We start from the raw sequence: 22872 nt of genomic DNA, 5'->3' as shown, positions 1-22872 counted from the left end.
TCCGTGCGTCCAAACCTGATCAGGAGTGCACGATGGACCTCAACCGTCGGCAGTTCTTCAAGGTCGCCGCCGTCGGCCTTGGAGGCTCTAGCCTGGCGGCGTTGGGCATGGCCCCGACGCCGGCCTTCGCCGAGCAGGTGCGTCACTTCAAGCTGGCGCACACCAAAGAAACCCGCAACACCTGCCCCTACTGTTCGGTCGGCTGTGGCCTGATCCTGTACAGCCAGGGCGATGCGGGCAAGAACGTCAAACAGAACATCATCCACATCGAAGGCGATGCCGACCACCCGGTCAACCGCGGCACACTATGCCCTAAAGGCGCCGGCCTGCTCGACTTTATCCACAGCCCCAGCCGCCTCAAGTACCCCGAAATGCGCAAGCCGGGCAGCAACGAGTGGGTGCGGGTCAGCTGGGACGAAGCGCTCGATCGCGTCGCCGACCTGATGAAGCAGGACCGCGACGCCAACTTCATCGAGAAGAACGCCCAGGGGCAAACGGTCAACCGCTGGCTTACCACCGGTTTCCTGGCCGCCTCCGCCGCCTCCAGCGAGGCCGGCTACCTGACCCACAAGGTCATCCGCGCAACCGGCATGCTGGGGTTCGATAACCAGGCACGTGTCTGACATGGCCCGACGGTGGCAAGTCTTGCCCCGACGTACGGCCGTGGCGCCATGACCAACCACTGGTCCGATATCGCCAACGCGAATCTGGTCCTGGTGATGGGTGGCAACGCAGCAGAAGCGCACCCGTGTGGCTTCAAATGGGTGACCGAAGCCAAGGCGCACAACCAGGCGCGGCTGATCGTGGTCGACCCGCGGTTTACCCGTACCGCTTCGGTGGCGGACTACTATGCGCCGATCCGTACCGGCACCGACATCGCCTTCATGGGCGGGTTGATCAACTACCTGCTGAGCAACGACAAGATCCAGCACGAGTACGTGCGCAACTACACCGACGTGTCGTTCATCGTCAAAGAGAACTATGGCTTCGAGGACGGGCTGTTCAGCGGCTACGACGAGGCCAAACGTGTGTATGCGGACAAATCCGGCTGGGGTTACGAGCTGGGCGAGGATGGCTTCGCCCAAGTCGACCCGACCCTGCAGCACCCGCGCTGCGTGTATCAGCTGATGAAGCAGCACTACAGCCGCTATACCCCGGAACTGGCCAGCATGACCTGCGGCATGCCGCAGGACGCCATGATGAAGGTCTGGGAAGAGATCGCCACCTGCTCGGTACCGGGCAAGACCATGACGATCCTCTACGCCCTCGGCTGGACTCAGCACTCCATCGGCGCGCAGATTATCCGCAGTGCGGCCATGGTCCAGCTGCTGCTGGGCAACGTCGGCATGCCCGGCGGCGGGGTCAATGCCCTGCGCGGGCACTCCAACATCCAGGGCCTGACCGACCTCGGGCTGTTGTCCAATTCACTGCCGGGCTACCTGACCCTGGCGGGCGATGCCGAGCAGGACTACGCCACCTACATCGACAAGCGTGCGTCGAAGCCGCTGCGTCCGGGGCAGCTGTCGTACTGGCAGAACTACGGCAAATTCCACGTCAGTCTGATGAAATCCTGGTACGGCCCCAACGCAACAGCGGAAAACAACTGGGGCTACGACTGGCTGCCCAAGCTCGACGTGCCGGCCTACGACGTGCTGCGCATGTTCGAGATGATGAGCCAGGGCAAGGTCAACGGCTACATGTGTCAGGGCTTCAACCCGATCGCCGCACTGCCGGACAAGAACCGCGTCACTGCGGCGCTTGGCAAGCTCAAGTGGCTGGTGGTCATGGACCCGCTGGCCACAGAGACATCGGAGTTCTGGCGCAACGCCGGGCCGTTCAACGACGTCGACACGGCCAATATTCAGACCGAGGTAATCCGCCTGCCCACCACCTGTTTCGCCGAGGAGGATGGTTCGCTGGTCAACAGCAGTCGCTGGCTGCAGTGGCACTGGAAGGGCGCCGACGGCCCGGGCGAGACCCGTACCGACGTGCAGATCATGAGCGAGCTGTTCATCCGCCTGCGCCAGCGTTACCAGGCAGAAGGCGGCGCTTATCCGGACGCCATGATGAACATCCACTGGCCCTACAAGATTCCTGAAGAGCCTTCACCCGAGGAGTTGGCCAAGGAGATGAACGGCTGGGCAGTGACGGATGTCACCGACCCGACCGGTGCGGTCATCAAGGCTGGCCAGCAGCTGGCGGGCTTCGGCCAGCTCAAGGACGACGGCAGCACCGCGTCCGGCTGCTGGATCTTCGCCGGCTGCTGGACCGAGCAGGGCAACCAGATGGCCCGCCGCGACAACAGCGACCCGTACGGCATGCACCAGGTGCAGAACTGGGCGTGGGCCTGGCCGGCCAACCGGCGCATCCTCTACAACCGTGCTTCCAGCGACCCGCAAGGCAAGCCATGGGACCCGGAGAAGAAGCGTCTGGTGTGGTGGAACGGCAAGGCCTGGACCGGCACTGACGTGCCCGACTTCAAGGTCGACTCGCCACCCGAGGCGGGGATGAACCCGTTCATCATGAACCCCGAGGGCGTAGCGCGGTTCTTCGCCATCGACAAGATGGCCGAAGGGCCGTTCCCCGAACACTACGAGCCGTTCGAGACGCCAATCGGCATCAACCCGCTGCACCCGCAGAACAAGAAGGCGACCAGCAACCCGGCCGGGCGGATCTTCGATTCGGTGTGGGACACCCTCGGCAAGCACGACGAGTTCCCCTATGCGGCGACCACCTACCGGCTGACCGAGCACTTCCACTTCTGGAGCAAGCATTGTCGGCTCAATGCCATCGCCCAGCCCGAGCAGTTTGTCGAGATCGGCGAGGTGCTGGCCAACGAGAAAGGCATCAAGGCCGGTGACCGGGTGCGGGTGTCGAGCAAGCGTGGGCACATCGATGCGGTGGCTGTGGTGACCAAGCGCATTCGCCCGCTGCAGGTCAACAACCAGACCGTGCACCAGATCGGCATCCCGTTGCACTGGGGCTTCACCGGGAGCACGCGGCATGGCTACCTGACCAACACCCTGGTGCCGTTCCTCGGTGACGGCAACACCCAGACGCCAGAGTCGAAGTCGTTCCTCGTCAAAGTGGAGAAACTCTGATGGCCAGCCAAGACATCATCGCCCGCTCGGCCACCACCACCGTTCCGTCCTCGGTACGCCAGCTGGAAGAAGTCGCCAAGCTGATCGACACCACCAAGTGCATCGGTTGCAAGGCCTGCCAGGTGGCGTGCTCGGAGTGGAACGAACTGCGTGACGAGGTCGGCCACAACCACGGCACCTACGACAACCCCCAGGACCTCACCGCCGAAACCTGGACCCTGATGCGCTTCACCGAGCACGAGCGCGACGACGGCAACCTGGAGTGGCTGATCCGCAAGGATGGCTGCATGCATTGCGCCGACCCGGGTTGCCTGAAGGCTTGCCCGAGCCCCGGGGCGATCATCAAGCACGCCAACGGCATCGTCGACTTCAATCAGGACCACTGCATCGGTTGCGGATACTGCATCACCGGCTGCCCGTTCAACATCCCGCGCATCTCGCAGAAGGACCACAAAGCGTACAAGTGCACCCTGTGTTCCGACCGCGTGAGTGTGGGGCTGGAGCCGGCCTGCGTGAAAACCTGCCCGACCGGCGCGATTGTGTTCGGTAGCAAGGATGAGATGAAAGTGCATGCCGCCGAGCGCATCGTCGATCTCAAGTCGCGCGGTTACGACCAGGCCGGGCTGTATGACCCGGACGGTGTCGGCGGCACCCACGTGATGTACGTGCTGCACCATGCCGACACGCCGAAGCTCTACGCCGGCCTGCCGGACCAGCCGGTTATCAGCCCGCTGGTGGGGTTGTGGAAGGGCTTCACCAAGCCGCTGGCGCTACTGGCCATGGGCGCGGCGGTGCTGGCCGGGTTCTTCCACTACGTGCGGGTGGGCCCACAGCGGGTGGAAGAGGACGAACACCCCACAGCGCCGGACGAAAGCGTGCACAAGGTGGACCCGTCGGTGCATATCTATGACCCGACCAGGCCCGGCGGGCAAGGGGAGCAGCGGCCATGAACGACAACAAACCCATACTGCGCTACAACGCCAACGAGCGGACCAACCACTGGATCGTCGCGATCCTGTTCATGACGGCGGGGCTGTCCGGGCTGGCGCTGTTCCACCCGGCACTGTTCTGGCTCAGCCATCTGTTCGGTGGCGGGCCATGGACGCGCATCCTGCACCCGTTCCTGGGCGTGGCGATGTTCGTGTTCTTCCTTGGCCTGGTGTTCCGCTTCTGGCGTGCCAACTTCATCACCGCCAACGATCGCCTGTGGCTGCGCCGCATCGACCGGGTAATGATGAACAAGGAGGAGGGCGTGCCGCCGATCGGCAAGTACAACGCCGGGCAGAAGTTGCTGTTCTGGACCCTGTTGGTGTGCATGCTGGTACTGCTGCTCAGCGGCGTGGTGATCTGGCGCGCGTACTTCAGCCACCTGTTCGGCATCGAGGCCATTCGCCTGTCGACGCTGGCCCATGCCTTGGCGGCGTTCGTGCTGATCCTCAGCATCATCGTGCACATCTACGCCGGCATCTGGATCAAGGGCTCGGTTGGCGCCATGCTGCATGGGTGGGTCAGCCGTGCCTGGGCACGCAAACACCATGAGCTGTGGTATCGCGAAGTGACCGGCGACAAGACGCCGGGCGATCACGGACGCAAAGAAGGATGAACGCTTGAGCACGATACTCGAACCCGGGCAGATCGAAGCGTCGGCGGTGATGCCGCCGTTTCTGCATCTGCCACCTGCCGATCTGTTTGGACTGCGCGCTGCGCGCCTGGACTACCTCGCCCAGGGCAATGCCCTGGGTGAGTATTTGCGGCTGATCGCCCAGCTGTGCCGGGTGCAGCAGGAGCTTGTGGATAACCCGCCCGGCGGGTTGCCGGTGGCCAAGGAGCGCCAGCGCCTGTGCATAAGTCATGGCCTGCCACCGCTTGCGGCCGACAGCCTGGTGCGTGAAGGGTCGTGGCTGGTCTGGCTGCAGGCTTTGCTCATGCACTTCGACAGCGAGGCCAGTGGCGCGCTGGGCGAGGCACTGCAAGCCCTGCGCAAGAGTGACGACACTCAGCGCAAGGGCTGGGGTATCGCCTTGCTCGGAGGGCAGTACGGTGCGCTGCCGGCGGCGCTGGTACCGTTCATCGGCGCTGCCTTGCAGGCCGCCTGGTCGAGCTGGTTGCTGGCGCTGCCAGCTGTCGAGCTGAAACCCTCCGGTAGCCTGGCCCAGTGCCCGGCCTGTGGTTCGCCAGCGATGGCCGGTGTCGTGCGTAACCGCGGCAAGCACAACGGATTGCGTTATCTGGCCTGTTCGCTGTGTGCCTGTGAGTGGCATGTGGTGCGGGTCAAGTGCGTGTATTGCGAGTCGAGCAAGGATTTGCGCTACACCAGCCTCGAAGATGACCGACATGCGCCGGGCAAGGCGCCGCTGCGGGCGGAATGCTGCCCGGGGTGCGAGAGCTACCTGAAGCAGAGCTATCTGGAAAACGATGCAGCGGCCGAGCCGTTGGCGGACGATCTGGCCAGCCTAGCGCTGGATATCCGGCTGGACGAGGAGGGCTTTCATCGTCTGGCACCCAACCTGATGCTGGCACCCGGGAGTGGGTGAGTGTCTACACTGTAATACCGAGTCGCCTGCTTCGCGGGTGAACCCGCTCCTACAGGGGCATGCGTTTTCCCTGTAGGAGCGGGCTTGCCCGTGAAAGGGTCAGCACAGACAACGGATCAGTCCAAGGTAGTACTGCATGTCCTCCAGCCTAGCCAGCGACATCCCACGCCTGCCCTCTATCGATACCCTCCTGCGCCACCCGGCCTGCCTTCCGCTGATCGACCGCCATGGCCGCGACGCCGTCCTGGCCACCTTGCGCCAACTGCTCGACGACCTGCGCGATCCCGCCCGCAACGGCGAACTCAGCAGTGCCGAACTGGCCCCTGAAATCCTCCTCGGCCGCGCCGGCGAGCGCCTGTCGATCCAGCAGCGCAGCCAGGTCCGCCGGGTGTTCAACCTCACCGGCACCGTGCTGCACACCAACCTCGGCCGCGCGCTGCTGCCCGAGGAAGCCATCGAGGCCATGCAGACTGCCGCCCGCTACCCGCTCAACCTGGAGTTCGACCTGGCCACCGGCAAACGTGGTGACCGCGACGACCTGATCGAAGGCCTGATCCGCGAGCTGACCGGCGCCGAAGCCGTGACCGTGGTCAACAACAACGCGGCCGCCGTGCTGCTGGCGCTCAACAGCCTGGGCGCACGCAGGGAGGGCATCATCTCCCGCGGTGAGCTGATCGAGATTGGTGGCGCCTTCCGCATCCCCGACATCATGGCCCGCGCCGGGGTGAAGCTGCACGAGATCGGCACCACCAACCGCACCCACGCCCGGGATTATGAAGCCGCCATAGGCCCGCGCACCGGCCTGCTGATGCGCGTGCACTGCAGCAACTACAGCATTCAGGGCTTTACCCACCAGGTGCCGACTGCCGAACTGGCACGTATCGCCCACCAGCATGACCTGCCGCTGCTCGAAGACCTGGGCAGCGGCAGCCTGCTCGACCTCACGCGCTGGGGCCTGCCCGCAGAACCCACGGTGCGTCAGGCCTTGGCCGATGGCGCCGACATCGTCACGTTCAGTGGCGACAAACTGCTGGGTGGGCCGCAAGCCGGGATCATCGTCGGCAGCAAGGCCTTGATCGCCAGGATCAAGAAGAACCCGCTCAAACGCGCGCTTCGGGTCGACAAGATCACCTTGGCCGCACTCGAAGCAGTGCTGGCGCTGTACCGCAACCCCGACCGCCTGGCCGAACGCCTGCCGAGCCTGCGTCTGCTCACCCGTAGCCAGGCCGAAATCCACGCCCAGGCCGAGCGCCTGGCCCCCGAACTCATGGCGCATCTGGGTGAGCAATGGCGGGTCAGCATCGAGCCTGCACTGGGCATGATCGGCAGTGGCAGCCAGCCGGTGGCGCGCCTGCCCAGTGCGGCGTTGTGCCTGCGCCCACAGGTGTCGAAGAAGCTGCGCGGTCGCAGCCTGCATGTGCTGGAGCGGGCCCTGCGCGATCTGCCGGTGCCGGTGCTTGGCCGTATTGATGACGATGCCCTGTGGCTGGATTTGCGCCAGCTCGACGATGAGGCCCAATGGCTTGCGCAACTGCCAGCCCTGCAACTGGGGGCGGTGCAGTGATCGTCGGTACCGCCGGCCATATCGACCATGGCAAGACCGCGTTGCTTCAGGCGCTCACCGGCCAGGCCGGGGATCAGCGCCGGGAAGAACGCGCCCGTGGCATGACCATCGACCTTGGCTACCGTTACGCGGCGCTGGCTGAAGGGGCGGCATTGACCGGCTTTATCGATGTGCCAGGCCACGAACGGTTTATCCACAACATGCTGGCCGGCGCCCATGGCGTCGACCTGGTGCTGCTGGTGGTGGCCGCCGACGACGGGGTGATGCCGCAGACCCGCGAGCACCTGGCGATCATCGAGCTGCTGGGCATTCCCCAGGCGCTGGTGGTGATCAGCAAATGCGACCGGGTCGAGCCCGCGCGACTGGCAGAGGTGCAGGCTCAGGTCAGGGACTTGCTGGCTGAGGGGCCTTATGCCAAGGCACGGCAATTCCCCGTGTCGAGCATCACCGGGCAGGGTATGGAGGTGTTGCGCCGGGCCTTGCTAGAGGCTGAGGTGCGGGTGCGTCAGCGCAGCGTGCGCGGTGGCTTTCGCCTGGCAGTCGATCGCGTCTTCGCCGTGACCGGTGCCGGGGTAGTGGTCACCGGCACGGCACTGGCCGGGCGGGTTAGTGCCGGTGACACCTTGCTGCTGGGCAAGGCCGGCAAGCCGGTGCGGGTGCGTGGCCTGCACGCGCAGAACCAGGTTGCCTTGGTGGCCGAGGCCGGCCAGCGAGTGGCGCTGAACATCGCCGCCGAACGCCTGGCGGTGGACCAGGTGCACCGCGGCGACTGGTTGCTGCCCGAATGGCTATATGCGCCTGGCGTACGGGTGGATATCGAACTTTACCTGCTACCCGGTGAGCCGCGCGTTTTCGAACATTTCAGTGCCGTTCATGTGCACCTCGGTACCCAGGATGTGACGGCGCGGGTGGCCTTGCTCGAAGGTGAAACCCTGGCCGCCGGCCAGCGCATGTTTGCCCAACTGCTGCTCAACGCGCCGTTGCAGGCGGTACATGGTGACCGTCTGGTGCTAAGGGACCAGCGTGCCCAGCGCACCCTCGGCGGTGGCAGGGTGCTGGACCCGTTCGCGCCGAGTCGACAGCGCCGCAGTGTGGAGCGCCTGCGCCAGCTGCAGGTGTTGTGCGATGCAGATGACCTGGAGGAAGCATTGCCGGCCATGCTCGCCAGTGCGCTCGGTGGGCTCGACCCGCAGCGCCTGGAACGCCAGTTCAATCGTCAGCGCGAAACCTGGCTATTGCCCAATGATGTGCAGGTGATAGCCACACGGCAGGGCCCGTTGCTGTTTGCAAAAAGCCAATGGCAGGCACTGAGGCATCAGGTGCTGGAGCAGCTGGCGCGGTTTCACGAGCAGGAGCCCGACCAGCTCGGCCCTGACCGCGACCGCTTGCGCCGCTTTGCTGCCTTGCCCCTGGAGCGCTCGGCATTCGTGAGCCTGCTCGATGAGCTGCTCAATGACGCGATGATTGCCAGCAGCGGGCCATGGCTGCACCTGCCTGATCACAAGGTGCAGTTGAGCGAAGCCGACAGTGCCTTGTGGGCGCGGCTACAGCCAAAGATGCTTGAAGGGCAGTACGACCCGCCCTGGGTGAGGACGCTGGCCACGGAAGAAAAGTGTGCAGAGGCGGATGTGCGCCTGCTGCTGCGCAAGCTGGCCAGGCTCGGCCTGGTGCATCAGGTGGTGCGTGACCTGTTCTACCCCGAGGCGACGCTACGGCGCATGGCAGAGCTGTTGCTCGGGCAAGCCAGGGAGACACCGGTAGTGCAGGTTGCCGCGTTTCGCGATATGTTGGGCATCGGTCGCAAACGCAGTGTGCAGGTTCTCGAATACTTCGACCGCATCGGCCTCACCCGCAGGGTGGCCGATCAACGTCACATCCGCGCCGACAGCGCCCTGGCCCAGCAGCAGGCCAGGGACTGAGTTCAAGGAAGGCAATCGCGCCCGGTGGCGCGGCCGGGCTTCAAACCCGGTTGGGGACGGCAGCCGTTCCCGGGCAGGTTCGACTCCCGCTGCCTTCCGCCATTTTCGTGTACCTGTCAGGCCCTTCGCGGGTGAACCCGCTCCCACAAGGACAGTGTCAGCATTGAGGGCAACGCAGACTGTGTGGGAGCGGGTTTACCCGCGAAGAGGCCAGAGCAAGCATCAATCAGGCCCGCTCCCCACACAGGTCAAGCGCAAACCACTGCTCTGCTGCATCCACATTCAGCCCGGCCCCCAGCAACGCAAACATCTTGCCCAGCGCCGCCTCGCGGGTCATGCCGCCACCACTGACCAGTCCGGCACCGCGCAAACGGTTACCCGCAGCATAGGTATCGAACACCACCGACCCTTCAGGGCACTGGCTGATGGCAACCAGCAGCACACCACGCTGGCGCGCCGCTCGCAGCACCTCCAGCAATGCCTGGTCATCCGACGGCCCGGTGCCACTGCCATAGCACTCCAGCAGTAACCCTTGCACGTCACTGTCGAGCAGAGCCTTCAGGTGCGCGGCCTGCAAGCCGGGGAACACCGGCATCACCGCGAGGTTGACCGGCTGGCGCTGCTGGCGATAGCTCAAGGCGACAGGCAATTCGCCGGCACGCTCGCCTTCACGATGGCGCGGCAGCGCCGCGAAAGCATCGAAGGCTTCGCTGCGCAATTTCGAAGCCCGGCAGCCATGCAGCAGCTGGCCGTGGAAGTACAGCTGCACGCCATCTTCCAGGCCTTGTTCGACCAGGCGCAGGGCCCCGCACAGGTTATCCCAGGCATCGCTGCCCGGTGCCCCGGCCGGCAGCATCGAACCGGTCAGCAGCACCGGCACCGGCAGGCCCAGCAGCAGGAACGACAGCGCTGCGGCGCTGTAGGCCAGGCTGTCGGTGCCATGCAGCACCAGCACGCCGTCGTGGCCGGCATCCACCGCCGCGACGATGGCATCGCGCATCGCCAGCCAGTTGTGCTGCTGCATGTTGGCGCTATCGAGCAGTGGGTTCATTTCCTGCAGCGTCCATTGCACCTGGGGTGCATCGGTCAGCTGGGCGAGGTGTTCGCGCATCCGCGCGTCGAAACCACCGGCCGGCGCCAGGCCTTCGGCGGTTTCGAGCATGCCGATGGTGCCACCGGTGTAAAGCACGAGGAGATTCTTGACTGCACGCATGGAGAGCATCCGAAGCGGTGAGCGGAGGTAAAGCAGCCGCCCACGGACGGGGCGGCTGGGCAGGGCAGGATATCAGCGCTGCGGCTGAGCTTGGCCGACGGCTTTGTCAGTGGCTGTTTCCACCTGCGGATTGGCAGGCCAGGCGTTGCGGTCCAGGTCCAGGTCGGCGAACTTCGACGAGTCGAACACGGGCTGCTTGATGCCAGCCTTGCGCTGGTCATCGTAGTCGCGCATCACCCGCAGGCCGACCTTGAACAGCAATGCCAGGGCGATCAGGTTGACGAAGGCCAGGCAGGTCATGGTGATGTCAGCGAAGGCGAACACGGTCGTCAGGTCTTGCATCGAGCCCCACACCACCAGCGCCAGCACCAGGCCACGGAAGGCCATCAGCACGCCGCGGTTGCGGGTGAGGAACTGCAGGCTGTTCTCGCCCAGGTAGTAGTTGTAGAGGATGCAGGTGAACACGAACAGCGACAGCGCCACGCTGACGAACAGGCGGCCCCAGTCACCGACCACGGCGGCCAGCGAGTTCTGGGTCAGGACGATGCCGTCACCCTCGAAGCCTGGGGTGTAGAAACCCGACAACAGGATCAGCAGCGCGGTGCAGGTGCAGATCACGAAGGTGTCGAGGAACACGCTGAAGGCCTGAACCACGCCTTGGGCGCCTGGGTGTTTCACGGCGGCCACGGCAGCCACGTTTGGCGCACTGCCCAGGCCTGCTTCGTTGGCGAACACGCCACGCTTCACGCCCATGACGATGGCGCTGCCGAGCAGGCCGCCGAATGCCGGGTCGAGGCCGAAGGCACTCTTGAAGATGGTTTCCAGCATGGCTGGCACGTGTTCGATCTGGGTGCCGATCACGTACAGGGTCACGCCGATGTAGGCCAAGGTCTTGACCGGTACCAGCAGGTCCGACACAGCGGCGATGCGCTTGATACCGCCGATGAAGGTGATGGCCAACAACACGGCCAGGACGATACCGGTGTGGCTTGGGTCGAAGGCGAAGGCGTTCTGCAGCGAGTGGGTCACGGTGTACGACTGCAGGCCGATGAAGGCAAAGCCGTAGGTAACCAGCAGCAGGATCGAGAACACGATGGCCATGCTTCTGCGCTTCAGGCCATGCAGGATGTAGTACGCCGGGCCGCCACGGTACAGGCCGTCGCCGTCGGCGCGCTTGTAGACCTGCGCCAGGGTGCATTCGAAGAAGCTGCTGGACATGCCCACCAGTGCAGTGACCCACATCCAGAACACCGCGCCTGGGCCGCCCAGGGTCACGGCAATGCCGACACCGGCGATGTTACCGGCGCCAACGCGGCCGGCCAGGCTCAGCATCAGGGCCTGGAAGGAGCTCAACTGGCCTGCCTGGCCCCGCAGCGATTCCTTGAACACCCCGAACATGTGGGCGAAGTGGCGGAACTGGACGAATCGGGAGCGGATGGTGAAGTAGCTACCCAGCCCTACGATCAGCACGATGAGGAGTTTCCCCGAAAGGAAATCGTTGATTACTTCGAGCATTGGAAAATGACCTCGATTCTTATTCTTCGTGTGGAAAGACCAGCGGACGGCAGGCGCACCGCTATGCGTTGGGGCGCATGGTTGGCCATGACAAGAGTGGTTACAATTTCGCGCATTGCTCCGTTTTGGTGCGACTTGATGCTACACTGGCATCATTCGCGTCACCTGAGTTCCCTGCCATGAGCGATCATTTCGCTACCAACCTCAAACTGGCCTGCAGCCATTACCGCTCTATCTCGGAAGTTTGCCGCCAGCTCTCGATCAACCGCGCACAGTTCAACAAGTACCTGAGCGGCCAGAGCCGCCCGACGCCTTTCAACCTCAAGCGCATCGGGGACTTCTTCGGTGTCGAGGATTACGAGCTGAATCTGCCGGCCGAACAGTTCGCCCGCCTGATCGGCGCGCGCGTCTCGGCGGTGACCGAGCAGCCCGGCGACCCGATCAGTGAGCTGTTCCGCCCGCTGCACGAGCACGCCGGCAATCTGTCGCGCTATTGCGGCTATTACTTCGAGTACTCCAACAGCATGTCGGTACCGGGCAACATCCTGGTATCGCTGGTACACCTGTGGGAAGAGCGCGGCCGTTTCCTGTTCGAGCGCCAGGAACGCCAGGAACGCTCCAGCGCCACCGACCAGCATGCCGAGGTGCGTTGCCGCTACCTGGGCGCCGCGTTCCAGCTGCAGGACCGAGTGTTCCTTATCGACTACGAGTCGCTGACCTTCAACGAGATGAGCCAGACCATCCTCATCCCCAGTTTCAAAAGCCGCATCACCCGCCTGAACGGCCTGAAGTCCGGGGTGTCCAGCGGCGACCGGCGCAACCCGGCGTGTACCCGGGTTGTGTGGGAATACCTGGGGGAGGAGATCAACCGCATCAACGCCTATCGGCAGGTCAGGCTGTACCGGCCGGACGATCCTCGGATCGATGACGATGTGCGTGAACGGTTGAGTGTGGGGCCGTTGCGTAACAGCTTGTTCGAGATTGAGTGAAATATTCAGCGCATCGCTGTGTAAGCGCGCAGCCATTCACCTACCGGATGACCATCACCTAGCAACAACTTCACCGCCATCAGGCAACACACCGTGATCAACAATGGTTTGACCAGTTGCGGCCCGAAGTAGAGGGCGCAGCGTGCGCCGAGTTGAGCGCCGATGATGGCGCAGGCCGCCATGGCCAGCGCCAAAGGCCATATGATGGCCCCACCGAAGGCAAATACCGACAACGCTCCAAGGTTGCAGGATGCATTGAGCAGTTTGCTGCTACAGATTGCCTGCATTAGGTGCTGCCCCAGCAGCAGTGTGAAGGCGACCATAAAGAATGATCCGGTACCCGGGCCAAAAATGCCGTCATAGAAACCGATGCCTGGAGCAACCACGAGCGCAAAGCAGAAATACGACAGCCGCCGCTTGCGGTCCTGATCCTCGAGCTTGGGGCTTAGTGCAAAGTAGGTAGCGACCGTTATCAGCAAGAACGGCACAGTTGCTTCAAGGACTGCTCTGTCGAGCAAGCTGATTGACAAGGCGCCCGCTACACCACCGGCGAATGACAGCAAAGCCATTGGCCAGTCTGCTCGCCACTGGATCATGCGTTTGCGGGCGAACGCCCAGACTGCTGAAGAACTGGCCGAGGAGGCCTGGAATTTGTTGGTAGCCATTGCCGCCAGCGGATCGACTCCGGCAATAAATAGCGCCGGAAGCGTAAGTAAACCACCGCCACCTGCGATGGCGTCGAAGAAACCTGCCAGCAATGCAGTGGCGGCAAGAATCAACAAAGTTGAAGTTTCGATTTCCATGCGTGTTCGTCCGGTATTTGCTGCGGGCGGCAAATAAAGGTTTGGCCTCGAAAGTAATTGTCTATGGGGATGTGCTGAAGCTTGTTGCTTTGGCTGGATTATTGAATCGAGCTTTGTTGGGATAGGAAGTCGGCAAAGGGCGGTGCGTCGCGTAGGGCAATTCCGAGTCGCTGATGCGGCCAAGCGGCATCTGGTGATAAGCCCCCCAAGGTTGGACTTCCCTGCCAGGAAACCGCAAAATGACTCCTTTCCCTCAATCAACCTGTTCGGATCTGCTGACTCTATGCGTATGCGCCTGATGCTGTTGGGTGGTGGCAATGCCCTCGGGCAAGCGCTGATTCGTCTCGGGGCCGAGGAGGACATCGCATTCCTGGCACCGCGTCCGCCAGAAGACGGCTGGGCACCGGCCAGCCTCACTCAGCTGCTTGACGATCATCGTCCCGATGCCGTGGTCAACCTGGCCTACTACTTCGACTGGTTCCAGGCCGAGTCGGTCAGCGACCAGCGCCTGGCCCAGCAGGAACGGGCGGTGGAGCGGCTGGCGGAGTTGTGCCAGCACCACCAGATCACCCTGGTGCAGCCTTCCAGCTACCGAGTGTTCGACGGTTCGCGGGCCACGGCCTACAGCGAAAAGGACGAGCCGGTTCCATTGGGCCAGCGTGGCCAGGCCCTGTGGCGTATCGAGCAGAGCGTGCGCGCGGCATGCCCGCAGCATGTGCTGCTGCGCTTCGGCTGGTTGCTGGACGAGAGCATCGACGGTGCCCTGGGCCGCTTCCTGACCCGCGCCGAGCAACCTCAGGAGCTGCTGCTGGCCGATGACCGGCGTGGCAACCCGACGCCGGTCGACGACGCCGCGCGGGTCATCCTGTCGGTGCTCAAGCAGCTCGACTGCAGTGCGCCGCTGTGGGGCACCTACCATTACGCTGGCAACGAGGCGACCACGCCGCTGGCGCTGGGCCAGGCGATTCTCAGCGAGGCCGGGCAGTACCGTCAGCTGGCCGTGCAGGCACCGACCGCGCAGGCCCATGCCGCACGGCCGGATGCCAGCGAGGAGCCGCAGCACGCAGTACTGGCCTGCAAGAAAATTCTTCACACTTTCGGCATCAAGCCGCGTGCCTGGCGCGCGGGTTTGCCGCCACTACTGGATCGATTCTACCGCCATGGCTGATGCCCCCATCCTGATCACCGGCGGCGCCGGCTTCATTGGCTCCCACCTGTGCGATGCGTTACTGGCCAAGGGCTACGCCGTACGTATTCTCGACGACCTTTCCACCGGCAAGCGCGACAACCTGCAGCTGGATAACCCGCGCCTCGAGCTGATCGAAGGCGATGTGGCCGATGCCGCGCTGGTTCAGCGTGCCGCTGCCGGTTGCCGTGCCGTGGTTCACCTGGCTGCGGTGGCGTCGGTGCAGGCGTCGGTCGAAGACCCGGTGAAGACTCACCAGAGCAACTTCATCGGCACCCTCAACGTGGCCGAGGCCATGCGCGTGCATGGCGTGCGCCGGGTGCTGTTTGCCTCGAGCGCGGCGGTGTATGGCAATAATGGCGAAGGTGAGTCGATTGCCGAGGACACGCCCAAGGCGCCGCTGACACCCTATGCCGTGGACAAGCTGGCCAGTGAGCAGTACCTGGATTTCTACCGCCGCCAGCATGGCCTGGAGCCGGTGGTGTTCCGCTTCTTCAACATCTTCGGCCCGCGCCAGGACCCGTCCTCGCCGTATTCCGGGGTGATCAGCATCTTCAGCGAACGGGCCGCCCAGGGCCTGCCGATCACCGTGTTCGGTGATGGCGAGCAGACCCGTGACTTCCTCTACGTCGGCGACCTGGTGCAGGTGATGGTGCAGGCACTGGAGCAACCGCAGGTGGAAGAGGGCGCAGTGAACGTCGGCCTGAACCAGGCGACTTCGCTGAACCAGATGCTCAAGGCGCTGGAGCAGGTGGTGGGCAGCTTGCCGGCGATCAGCTACGGCCAGGCGCGGTCGGGTGACATTCGCCATTCCCGGGCTGACAACCAGCGTTTGCTGGCGCGTTTCGATTTTCCGCCGGCGACGCCGATGGTCGAGGGGTTGGCCAAGCTGCTCGGCAAGGCTTGAGATAGCCGGGGCTGCTGCGCAGCCCTTTCGCGACACAAGGCCGCTCCCACAATGATCAGCGCAAACATCAAAACTTGCGCAAACCCTGTAGGAGCGGCCTTGTGTCGCGAAAGGGCCGCAAAGCGGCCCCAGGTTCATGAATGCCGCACAACTTTACGTAGGCAATCCTCTGCAGCCAGCAGCCGACCATCCTCGGCCCGCACCTGCAGAATCCCGACCGGCCGCCCCTTGGCACTGTCCACCAGCTCAGACCGCGCTTCCCCCGCCTCGAACAAAAAACGCTCCCCCCACTGGCGCAACCCCACCACGATCGGAAACACCGAGCGCCCCTTGTCGGTCAGCACATATTCCTTGTAGGCACTGCCATCCGACGCCGGCTGCAAAGCCAGCAACCCACTCTCCACCAGCAGCTTCAACCGCGACGCCAGGATGTTCTTCGCCAGCCCCAGGTTCTTCGGCGATCAGTGCGCTGGCACTCGGGTATTGGACATGGGGGCAACGTAAAAGGGCGGCCGAAGCCGCCCTGTCGTGTTCAGGTCAGAACTTGTAGCCAAGGCCGACCATGTACACCCAAGGGTCGACATCCACGTCGACCTTGGTCTTGCTGTAGCCCAGCGCGGTCGGGCCGTCGACGCTGGCCTTGGTGTCAATGTCGACGTACCAGACCGAGGCGTTGACCAGCAGGTTGTCAGTGATCATGTAGTCCATGCCCAACTGGCCGGCGATACCCACCGAATCCTGCAGCTTGAGATTGCTGAAGCCCTGCTGCTTGCGCTCGCTGGTCAGGTCTTCATCGAAGAACAGGGTGTAGTTGATGCCCACGCCTGCATAGGGCTGGAACTTCGAGCTCGGCTCCATCGGGTAGTACTGCACGGACAGGGTCGGTGGCAGCTGTTTGATGTCGGCGAGCTTGCCGTCCAGCCCGCCGCCCAAGCCTTTGACGCCAACGCTGTGCTTGAACGGGGTGGCGGCCAGCAGCTCCAGGCCGATGTGGTCGGTGAGCATGTAGGCGAAGGTCAGGCCCAGCTGGGTGTCGCTGTCCAGGGTCGCCTTGGTGCCCGACACCTTGCTGCCGTCGAATTTCAGATCGCCGCTGCTTTCGTTCGGGGCCGTGGTGATGGCACCGGCGCGGACGATGACATCACCCGCCTGGTGGGCGTGGGCGGTAGGGGCGGCGAGCGCAAGGGCCACAAGCGAGGCGCCAAGCATGGACTTGTTCATGGAAGCTCCCAAAGGACGTGAGTAATCGAATGGTCCAATGGTACGGAGCTGTTTAAACAGAATGTTTGACCCAGCTCAAAGAAGCGTCGTCATGAATTCGAAACAGTTCTCACTTGAGCACATAAGCGTAGATTTTCTCGGCTTCCATCTGGTAACCGGCGTCGGCCAGTTCGCTGCTGGAGGCTCTGACCTGCATCTTTCCCTCGATCCAGTAGGGCTGGTAGAGGTCCTCCACGCGCACACCCATTTCGCTGAAAATGTGCACGATCTGGTTCGACGGCGGCGGAGGCACATGGATGCAGGCGCCATAGTAGGGCACCAGCAGGAATTCGGTGGTGCGGCCCTCTTCGCTTACCTCCAGCGGCACGATATAGCCCGGGATCTTGACCTGCTGGCCATCGAGGCTTTTCACCACCGGGGCGTCGGGCCCTTGCTGGCGTGCTGGTGGCGCCGATTCGGCAGACAGCGCATCGCTCAGTTGCGACATGTCGTGCAGAGGGGCCAGTTGTGGCGGGATGACCGGCGCGCCTTCGGGGATGAGCGCAGGCCAGTCCAGCTCGCGAGGCTCCGCGGCCCAGGCAGGTAGTGCTAGCGAGAGCAGCACAGCTAGCAAAAGTTGTGCTGCCTGTCCCGGCCCTTTCGCGGGCAAGCCCGCTCCCACAGGGTTCGGCGCGCGCCTTGTGGGAGCGGGCTTGCCCGTGAAAAGGGCGGTGAGATCTCGGATCATTGCAAGGGTTCTCAGAGGTGAATGGACAGGCCATCGGCCAGCGACTGCCGATAGGCGCGCCACGCCGGTACGCAGCCCATCAACAGCGCAGCGCCAAGGATGATAGCCAGTAGCGTCCATTCATGTGCAGTTGGCAAGGCCAGCGGCAGGTACAGACCGTAGTTGGCCTGAACATAGCCCTGGGCCAGGGCGATACCCGCGTAGAGCAACCCGAGCCCCGCCGCGATGCCCGTCACCGCCAGCGCCAGCGCTTCGAGCACCAGCAGCCCGGCAATATGCCACGGGCGTGCGCCCACCGAGCGCAGGATCGCCATCTCCCGGCGGCGTTCATTGAGACTGGTAAGGATCGCCGTGAGCATGCCGATCAGGCCGGTCAGCACCACGAACAGCGACACCACGAACAGTGCCTGCTCGGCAGTGCCCATCAGGCTCCACAGCTCCTGCAGGGCAACCCCGGGCAGAATCGCCAGCAACGGCTCGCTGCGGTACTCGTTGATCTCGCGCTGCAGGCTGAAGGTGGCGATCTTGCTGTTCAGGCCGAGCATGAACGCGGTAATGGCCGCCGGCTGCAAGTCCATGGTCCGCGCCTGCTCGGCACTGATGCGCCCGGCACCACGGGCGGGCACGCCGTTGTGCCAGTCGATGTGGATGGCCTCCATGCCGCCCAGGCTGATGTGCAGGGTGCGGTCGACCGGCGTGCCGGTGCGCTTGAGCACGCCGACCACGGTGAACGGCTTGTCGTCGTGTTTGACCAGGCTGATCGCTGCCACGCCATGGGCCAGGACCAGCTTGTCACCAAGCTTGTAGTGCAGCGCGTCGGCCACTTCGGCGCCGAGCACCACTTCGAACGGGTCGCTGGCGAATTCGCGGCCCTGGCTCAGTTCCAGATGTTGCCGGCGCCCGTACTGATAATGGCTGAAATAGTCCGTGGTGGTGCCCATGACCCGGTAACCCCGGTGCGAGTCGCCCAGCGAAATTGGGATCGCCCACTTCACGCGTGGGTCCTGGGCATAGTGCTGGTAGCTGTCCCAGCGAATGTTGTTGGTGGCGTTGCCGATGCGGAATACCGAATACAGCAGCAGGTTCACCGAGCCCGAACGGGCGCCGACGATCAGGTCGGTGCCGCTGATGGTGCTGGCGAAGCTGGCGCGAGCTTCGGTGCGCACGCGCTCGACAGCCAGCAGCAGGCACACCGACAGGGCGATGGCGAAGGCCGTGAGAAACGCGGTGAAACGGCGGTTGGCCAGGCTGGCCAGGGCAAGGCGGAACAGGTACATCAGGCCTCCCGGGGCTTGGCGGCGCGGTTGAGTTCGGCCAGGGACAGGTGACGGTCGAACAGCGGTGCCAGGCTCTGGTCATGGCTGACGAACAACAGGCTGGAACCGGCCGCGCGGCACTCGTCGAACAGCAGGCGGATGAATGCCTCGCGGGTGTCGGCATCCAGCGCCGAAGTCGGCTCGTCGGCGATCACCAGCTCGGGCTGGCCGATCAGTGCGCGGGCTGCTGCGACGCGTTGCTGCTGGCCGATCGACAGGCTGTCGGCACGCCGCGCAAGCAGCGCCGGGTCGCCCAGACCCAGGTGCGCGAGCAGTTCGCTGGCGGCCTGGTCGATGCTGCCGTGGCGCTGCATGGCCCGTTCGGCGCGGCTGCGCGAGAAGCGGCACGGCAGCTCGACGTTTTCCCGCACGGAAAGGAACGGCAGCAGGTTGAACTGCTGGAAGATGTAGCCGGTGTGGTCGACCCGGAAGCGGTCACGCGCGCCTTGGCCGAGCAAGGCAAGGTCCTGCCCGAGCAGCCGGATACGCCCCTGGCCCGGCCGGTTGACCCCGCCGAGCAGCCCCAGCAGCGTGGTCTTGCCACTGCCGCTGGGGCCCTTGAGGAACAGTGCTTCACCGGCTTGCAGGTGAAACGCCTGAATATCCAGCAGCGGCGCCTGGCCGGGCCAGGCGAACACCAGGTCCTGCAGTTCAATCAACGCCTGGCTCATTTCAGAATGCGACCATAGCCTTGGCGGGCGAGCTTTCGACGCCTTTCTGACCATTCGGACCGATCAGTTGCACGTTGATCTTCTGGGTGGCCGGGAAGGCCTTGTAGAACGGCGCGAGGTCGATCTGGGCGAGTTTGTCCGGAGCGGCGCAGGTCAGCTGGTAGTGGGCATTGATGTCGCTGTGCACATGGTCTTTCTCGTGCTCGTCACCATCGTCGTCAGTCTTGGCTGCATCTCCAAACAGCGGGCTTTCCAGTTCTTGCTGGTCTTCCTTGCAGCCGGCGGCAGATGCCAGGTTGAACAGCTTCAGCGGTTGCTCGAGCTGCTGGCGCACGGAGGCGACCTTGGCCTTATCGGCCTCGCTGCTGGCCACGTGTTCGAAACCGACCAGGTTCATCGCCGGGCTGTCCAGCTCCAGCTCCAGGGTGTTGCCGTCGAGCACCGCATTGAGCTTGGCCACGCCATGCTCGTGGGCGCCCAGGGTGCCGTGAGCATGATCATGGTCATGTTCGTCGTGGGCATGGGCCACAGCCAGGGGCAGAAGGGCAAAGGGCAGGGCGAGTAGCAGGCGGCGCATGGGCGACTCCGAGAGGGGGCTGGAATATTGAGTTATGTTATAACAACTTTTATTTGCGCCGCCAGCCTGTGTGGCACAGCTTTCATGTTGCGGTAGCATGGTTGCATTGACTTGAGCTCAAGGGGCGCATCGTGAGAATTCGTGGGCAGATTGGTGACTGGCCGGTAGACCTGACCATCGAGCTGGAGCCGCAGGAGTGGGCGCAGCTGGGGCGGCAGATCGAGGTGCCGGTAGCTGAACCGGTCGCCGTGGCCGCAGCACCGCGTCAGGATGATGGGCAGTGGCATGCGGCGCGTGAGCTGCTGCGTGAGGCGGGGCAGATGAGTGGGCCGGAGTTGCTCGACCGGCTGGAGGGGCTGACCGGGAGCACGGCGGCGGGCAAGCGGCTGCTGGTGCGTTTGCGCCACAGCAGTGAGGTGAAGGTGGAAAGTGGCGTCGATGCGCCGGTGTATCATTGGGTGGGGTGAGGTTCTGGATTCTGGGGCTGCTCTGCAGCCCTTTCGCGACACAAGGCCGCTCCTACAAGAGACCGCGCGATCCCTTGCAGGAGCGGCCTTGTGTCGCGAAAGGGCCGCAAAGCGGCCCCAAAATCTCAAGGTCAGAACATGGCCGAAGACAAACGACGGCGGTACACGCCCACCAGCGGATGATCACTGCCCAGCAACTCGAACACCTGCAGCATCGCCTTCTGCGGCAAGCCATTCTCGTACCCGCGATTACGCTGGAACAGCTTCAGCAACCCTTCCAGCGCCGCCTCGTACTGCTGACGCGCCAGTTGTTGAATGCTCAGCTGGTAGGCCGCCTCGTCATCCTGCGGGTTTTGCGCCAGGCGGCTCTTCAGGTCGGCGACTTCCGGCAGGCTGGCAGCCTGGCGCAAGAAGGTCAGCTGGGCCTTGGCGCCGGCCAATGCAGCCTTGTGCTCATCGGTCTTGACGGCGTCCAGCACCACCTGAGCCTCGCCCAGTTCACCGCGCTCAGCCAGGCAGCGGGCATACAGGATCAATGCCTCGGCATTGCTGTTGTCTTCGCCCAGCAGTACCTGCAGTGCAGCTTCGGCCTCGGCAAAACGGCTTTCGGCAAACAGTGCCTTGGCCTGCTCCAGCGGCGAAGCAGTCGGGGCGGCCGGCATCTGTACATGCGGCTCGAGCATGGTGCGGATCGCCGACTCCGGCTGCGCGCCGGCAAAGCCGTCGACCGGCTGGCCATCCTTGAACAGCACCACGGTCGGCAGGCTGCGGATACCGAACTGGGCAACTACCTGCTGTTCGACGTCGCAGTTGATCTTGGCCAGCAGCAATTCGCCCTGGTAACCCTCGGCGATCTTGGCCAGCAGCGGCATCAGCGCCTTGCACGGCGCGCACCACTCGGCCCAGAAGTCCACCAGTACCGGCTTGTGGAAGGAGTTCTCGATCACCAGCTGCTGGAAGTTGGCATCGGTGGCGTCAAAAATGTACGGGGTTTGCTGGCTCATCGCGACTCTCGTAAATCCGTGAATGGCACCACTATAAAGGCTCGCGGCTGGCGTGGTACAGGCTGACCCGGCGGAATTCGTGTGGCTCGGCCAGGTCCGGCAGGGTCAGGGCTTCGAGCACGCCAAGCGGCTGGTACAACGGATGGCTGAAATCACGCACACGCGAGTCGGCCACCAGTGCCTGACGGCCACGGCCAAGGAAGGCATCGAGCAGCGGAAGGTTGGCGCGATCGTACAGCACGTCGGCGACCAGAATCAGGTCGAAGCGGTCGGCTTCGGCGAAGAAGTCGGTGCTGTAACCCAGTTCGACATCGTTGAGCTGGGCGTTGGCGCGGCAGGCTTGCAGGGCCAGTGGGTCGAGGTCACAGGCGACCACTTCCAGCGCCCCCGCACGGGCCGCCGCGATCCCGGCGATGCCTGAGCCGGCACCGAAGTCCAGCACGCGCTTGCCAGCAACCCATTCGGGATGCGCTGCCAGGTAGCGGGCCATGGCCAGGCCGCTTGCCCAGCAGAAGCTCCAGTACGGTGGCTCTTCGAGGATGCGACGGGTTTCTTCGCTGCTGAAGGCGCGGTCCATGTTCTGATCATCGATCAGCCATAGCTTCAGTTCGCACCCGGGCAATTCGCTTACCACCAGTCGCGCTTCGCCGATCAGGCCGCTGAGGGCATGTTGCAGGGCAAGTGGCACCACTTATGGCGCCTTCTCGAAACGCAGCGGGCCGGTGGCCTGGGTCTGGGCCTGGCTGATGCGCACGGGGGGCAGGTGCATAATCAGCTGGCCGGAGTTGCTGGCGCGCCCGCGCAGCTCGACGCGGGCACCGGCCGGGAAGGCTTCGGGGTTGAAGCGCAGGTGATAGGGCAGGGCCTGGCCGGTGCCGGTCAGGGTGCTGCTGGCCAGCAGCTGTTGCGGGCGGTCGCGCTCGTCGATGACCAGCAGCGCCAGCTCCACATCCGCGCCGGCGGGGATCTCCAGCAAGGTGCCGCTCAACTCACGCTGATAGGCCGGCAGCGGGCCAAGCGGTTGGGCGTTTTTCGCCACCTTGGCCGGTACGGGCACGGGGGTTGCTTCGTTCTTGGGGCGGTCACTGCCGCAGGCAGCGAGCAGGGAAGCGCAGCACAGCACGAGGAGCGCACGAAGATACATGGGTGGGTCCTTTA

Annotated in this window: 21 protein-coding genes, 1 tRNA gene and 1 pseudogene; 11 read left to right on the top strand and 12 right to left on the bottom strand. The window is 64.1% G+C overall.

The genetic code is table 11. The features are described from left to right. Nucleotides 1–32 precede the first annotated feature (32 nt). From fdnG to ACIPW4_RS17835, 7 genes are all read left to right on the top strand, one after another. The gene (gene fdnG / locus ACIPW4_RS17865) at nucleotides 33–3101 is read left to right on the top strand and encodes a formate dehydrogenase-N subunit alpha (protein WP_400660141.1); all 3069 of its coding nucleotides are present in this window, start codon (nucleotides 33–35) and stop codon (nucleotides 3099–3101) included. Next, on the top strand, nucleotides 3101–4051 hold the full coding sequence (gene fdxH / locus ACIPW4_RS17860) for a formate dehydrogenase subunit beta (protein WP_400660138.1): 951 nt from the start codon (nucleotides 3101–3103) through the stop codon (nucleotides 4049–4051). The genes fdnG and fdxH overlap by 1 nt, the downstream gene beginning before the upstream one ends. Continuing rightward, nucleotides 4048–4704 carry a formate dehydrogenase subunit gamma gene (locus tag ACIPW4_RS17855; protein WP_400660135.1) on the top strand — a complete coding sequence of 219 codons (657 nt, stop codon included), beginning with the start codon at nucleotides 4048–4050 and terminating at the stop codon, nucleotides 4702–4704. Before fdxH ends, ACIPW4_RS17855 begins: the two co-directional genes overlap by 4 nt. Before the next feature lie 4 nt (nucleotides 4705–4708). After that, on the top strand, nucleotides 4709–5635 hold the full coding sequence (fdhE, locus tag ACIPW4_RS17850) for a formate dehydrogenase accessory protein FdhE (protein ID WP_400660132.1): 927 nt from the start codon (nucleotides 4709–4711) through the stop codon (nucleotides 5633–5635). A gap of 136 nt (nucleotides 5636–5771) precedes the next feature. After that, the gene (gene selA, locus ACIPW4_RS17845; protein ID WP_400660130.1) at nucleotides 5772–7199 is read left to right on the top strand and encodes an L-seryl-tRNA(Sec) selenium transferase; all 1428 of its coding nucleotides are present in this window, start codon (nucleotides 5772–5774) and stop codon (nucleotides 7197–7199) included. Beyond that, a complete protein-coding gene (selB, locus tag ACIPW4_RS17840; protein WP_400660179.1) occupies nucleotides 7196–9118 on the top strand; it encodes a selenocysteine-specific translation elongation factor in 1923 nt (640 codons plus the stop codon). Before selA ends, selB begins: the two co-directional genes overlap by 4 nt. Nucleotides 9119–9124: 6 nt before the next feature. Then, nucleotides 9125–9220: transfer RNA gene (locus ACIPW4_RS17835), tRNA-Sec, on the top strand. A 124-nt stretch (nucleotides 9221–9344) separates the two neighbouring features. On the opposite strand, the gene ACIPW4_RS17830 is transcribed toward ACIPW4_RS17835, so the two are convergent. Both ACIPW4_RS17830 and ACIPW4_RS17825 read right to left on the bottom strand, forming a co-directional pair. After that, nucleotides 9345–10331, bottom strand: a complete 987-nt coding sequence (locus ACIPW4_RS17830; RefSeq protein WP_400660127.1) for an asparaginase — start codon at nucleotides 10329–10331, stop codon at nucleotides 9345–9347. A gap of 72 nt (nucleotides 10332–10403) precedes the next feature. Then, entirely contained in the window at nucleotides 10404–11846 is a 1443-nt protein-coding gene (locus tag ACIPW4_RS17825) for an alanine/glycine:cation symporter family protein (RefSeq protein ID WP_400660125.1), read from the bottom strand. Between the two features lie 179 nt (nucleotides 11847–12025). Between ACIPW4_RS17825 and ACIPW4_RS17820 the strand changes: the two genes are divergently transcribed. Continuing rightward, entirely contained in the window at nucleotides 12026–12835 is an 810-nt protein-coding gene (locus ACIPW4_RS17820; RefSeq protein ID WP_400660123.1) for a helix-turn-helix domain-containing protein, read from the top strand. 5 nt (nucleotides 12836–12840) lie between these two features. Here ACIPW4_RS17820 and ACIPW4_RS17815 read toward each other — a convergent pair whose 3' ends face one another. Further along, complete coding sequence (locus ACIPW4_RS17815; protein WP_400660119.1) at nucleotides 12841–13638, bottom strand: TSUP family transporter; 798 nt, start codon at nucleotides 13636–13638, stop codon at nucleotides 12841–12843. Nucleotides 13639–13921: 283 nt separating this feature from the next. Here ACIPW4_RS17815 and ACIPW4_RS17810 point away from each other — a divergent pair, with 283 nt between their 5' ends. Both ACIPW4_RS17810 and ACIPW4_RS17805 read left to right on the top strand, forming a co-directional pair. After that, a complete protein-coding gene (locus ACIPW4_RS17810; RefSeq protein ID WP_400660116.1) occupies nucleotides 13922–14806 on the top strand; it encodes a sugar nucleotide-binding protein in 885 nt (294 codons plus the stop codon). Further along, on the top strand, nucleotides 14799–15731 hold the full coding sequence (locus ACIPW4_RS17805; protein WP_400660113.1) for an NAD-dependent epimerase/dehydratase family protein: 933 nt from the start codon (nucleotides 14799–14801) through the stop codon (nucleotides 15729–15731). The genes ACIPW4_RS17810 and ACIPW4_RS17805 overlap by 8 nt, the downstream gene beginning before the upstream one ends. Nucleotides 15732–15865: 134 nt before the next feature. Here the strand turns inward: ACIPW4_RS17805 and ACIPW4_RS17800 are convergent. The 6 genes and pseudogenes from ACIPW4_RS17800 to ACIPW4_RS17775 all read right to left on the bottom strand — a co-directional run. Beyond that, nucleotides 15866–16186 (bottom strand): annotated as a pseudogene (locus ACIPW4_RS17800) (winged helix-turn-helix transcriptional regulator); the annotation flags it as partial. A gap of 82 nt (nucleotides 16187–16268) precedes the next feature. Next, on the bottom strand, nucleotides 16269–16952 hold the full coding sequence (locus ACIPW4_RS17795; protein ID WP_400660111.1) for an OmpW family protein: 684 nt from the start codon (nucleotides 16950–16952) through the stop codon (nucleotides 16269–16271). Between the two features lie 109 nt (nucleotides 16953–17061). Then, nucleotides 17062–17679 carry a DUF3299 domain-containing protein gene (locus ACIPW4_RS17790; protein ID WP_400660109.1) on the bottom strand — a complete coding sequence of 206 codons (618 nt, stop codon included), beginning with the start codon at nucleotides 17677–17679 and terminating at the stop codon, nucleotides 17062–17064. An 11-nt stretch (nucleotides 17680–17690) separates the two neighbouring features. Beyond that, nucleotides 17691–18956, bottom strand: coding sequence for an ABC transporter permease (locus ACIPW4_RS17785; RefSeq protein ID WP_400660106.1), 1266 nt, complete (start codon nucleotides 18954–18956; stop codon nucleotides 17691–17693). Further along, the gene (locus ACIPW4_RS17780) at nucleotides 18956–19666 is read right to left on the bottom strand and encodes an ABC transporter ATP-binding protein (protein WP_400660103.1); all 711 of its coding nucleotides are present in this window, start codon (nucleotides 19664–19666) and stop codon (nucleotides 18956–18958) included. The genes ACIPW4_RS17785 and ACIPW4_RS17780 overlap by 1 nt, the downstream gene beginning before the upstream one ends. Before the next feature lies 1 nt (nucleotide 19667). Beyond that, the gene (locus ACIPW4_RS17775) at nucleotides 19668–20243 is read right to left on the bottom strand and encodes a DUF2796 domain-containing protein (protein WP_400660102.1); all 576 of its coding nucleotides are present in this window, start codon (nucleotides 20241–20243) and stop codon (nucleotides 19668–19670) included. A 131-nt stretch (nucleotides 20244–20374) separates the two neighbouring features. On the opposite strand from ACIPW4_RS17775, the gene ACIPW4_RS17770 reads away from it, so the two are divergent. Beyond that, nucleotides 20375–20710 carry a hypothetical protein gene (locus ACIPW4_RS17770; protein ID WP_400660100.1) on the top strand — a complete coding sequence of 112 codons (336 nt, stop codon included), beginning with the start codon at nucleotides 20375–20377 and terminating at the stop codon, nucleotides 20708–20710. 131 nt (nucleotides 20711–20841) lie between these two features. On the opposite strand, the gene trxA is transcribed toward ACIPW4_RS17770, so the two are convergent. The 3 genes from trxA to ACIPW4_RS17755 are packed head-to-tail and all read right to left on the bottom strand — an operon-like array spanning nucleotide 20842 to nucleotide 22858. Beyond that, nucleotides 20842–21714 carry a thioredoxin gene (gene trxA / locus ACIPW4_RS17765; RefSeq protein ID WP_400660097.1) on the bottom strand — a complete coding sequence of 291 codons (873 nt, stop codon included), beginning with the start codon at nucleotides 21712–21714 and terminating at the stop codon, nucleotides 20842–20844. Nucleotides 21715–21745: 31 nt separating this feature from the next. Next, on the bottom strand, nucleotides 21746–22405 hold the full coding sequence (locus tag ACIPW4_RS17760) for a class I SAM-dependent methyltransferase (RefSeq protein ID WP_400660094.1): 660 nt from the start codon (nucleotides 22403–22405) through the stop codon (nucleotides 21746–21748). Next, nucleotides 22406–22858: a YbaY family lipoprotein gene (locus tag ACIPW4_RS17755; RefSeq protein WP_400660091.1), complete on the bottom strand. Its 453-nt coding sequence runs from the start codon at nucleotides 22856–22858 to the stop codon at nucleotides 22406–22408. Nucleotides 22859–22872 lie beyond the last annotated feature (14 nt).

The sequence above is a fragment of the Pseudomonas sp. NPDC089996 genome (genome assembly GCF_044748405.1).
In the GTDB taxonomy this organism is placed as follows: domain Bacteria; phylum Pseudomonadota; class Gammaproteobacteria; order Pseudomonadales; family Pseudomonadaceae; genus Aquipseudomonas.
The sequence above is the reverse complement of the archived record's forward strand: the minus strand, read 5'-3'. Positions and strand labels throughout refer to the sequence as shown.

Excerpts from the sequence above, each read along its gene's own strand:
- ACIPW4_RS17820 (WP_400660123.1), top strand. The coding sequence starts at position 12,026 with ATGAGCGATCATTTCGCTACCAACCTCAAACTGGCCTGCAGCCATTAC.
- ACIPW4_RS17855 (WP_400660135.1), top strand. The coding sequence starts at position 4,048 with ATGAACGACAACAAACCCATACTGCGCTACAACGCCAACGAGCGGACC.
- ACIPW4_RS17790 (WP_400660109.1), bottom strand. The coding sequence starts at position 17,679 with ATGATCCGAGATCTCACCGCCCTTTTCACGGGCAAGCCCGCTCCCACA.
- fdxH (WP_400660138.1), top strand. The coding sequence starts at position 3,101 with ATGGCCAGCCAAGACATCATCGCCCGCTCGGCCACCACCACCGTTCCG.
- ACIPW4_RS17815 (WP_400660119.1), bottom strand. The coding sequence starts at position 13,638 with ATGGAAATCGAAACTTCAACTTTGTTGATTCTTGCCGCCACTGCATTG.
- selA (WP_400660130.1), top strand. The coding sequence starts at position 5,772 with ATGTCCTCCAGCCTAGCCAGCGACATCCCACGCCTGCCCTCTATCGAT.
- ACIPW4_RS17785 (WP_400660106.1), bottom strand. The coding sequence starts at position 18,956 with ATGTACCTGTTCCGCCTTGCCCTGGCCAGCCTGGCCAACCGCCGTTTC.
- ACIPW4_RS17830 (WP_400660127.1), bottom strand. The coding sequence starts at position 10,331 with ATGCGTGCAGTCAAGAATCTCCTCGTGCTTTACACCGGTGGCACCATC.
- ACIPW4_RS17780 (WP_400660103.1), bottom strand. The coding sequence starts at position 19,666 with ATGAGCCAGGCGTTGATTGAACTGCAGGACCTGGTGTTCGCCTGGCCC.
- ACIPW4_RS17775 (WP_400660102.1), bottom strand. The coding sequence starts at position 20,243 with ATGCGCCGCCTGCTACTCGCCCTGCCCTTTGCCCTTCTGCCCCTGGCT.
- ACIPW4_RS17810 (WP_400660116.1), top strand. The coding sequence starts at position 13,922 with ATGCGTATGCGCCTGATGCTGTTGGGTGGTGGCAATGCCCTCGGGCAA.
- ACIPW4_RS17755 (WP_400660091.1), bottom strand. The coding sequence starts at position 22,858 with ATGTATCTTCGTGCGCTCCTCGTGCTGTGCTGCGCTTCCCTGCTCGCT.
- ACIPW4_RS17795 (WP_400660111.1), bottom strand. The coding sequence starts at position 16,952 with ATGAACAAGTCCATGCTTGGCGCCTCGCTTGTGGCCCTTGCGCTCGCC.
- ACIPW4_RS17825 (WP_400660125.1), bottom strand. The coding sequence starts at position 11,846 with ATGCTCGAAGTAATCAACGATTTCCTTTCGGGGAAACTCCTCATCGTG.
- trxA (WP_400660097.1), bottom strand. The coding sequence starts at position 21,714 with ATGAGCCAGCAAACCCCGTACATTTTTGACGCCACCGATGCCAACTTC.
- ACIPW4_RS17805 (WP_400660113.1), top strand. The coding sequence starts at position 14,799 with ATGGCTGATGCCCCCATCCTGATCACCGGCGGCGCCGGCTTCATTGGC.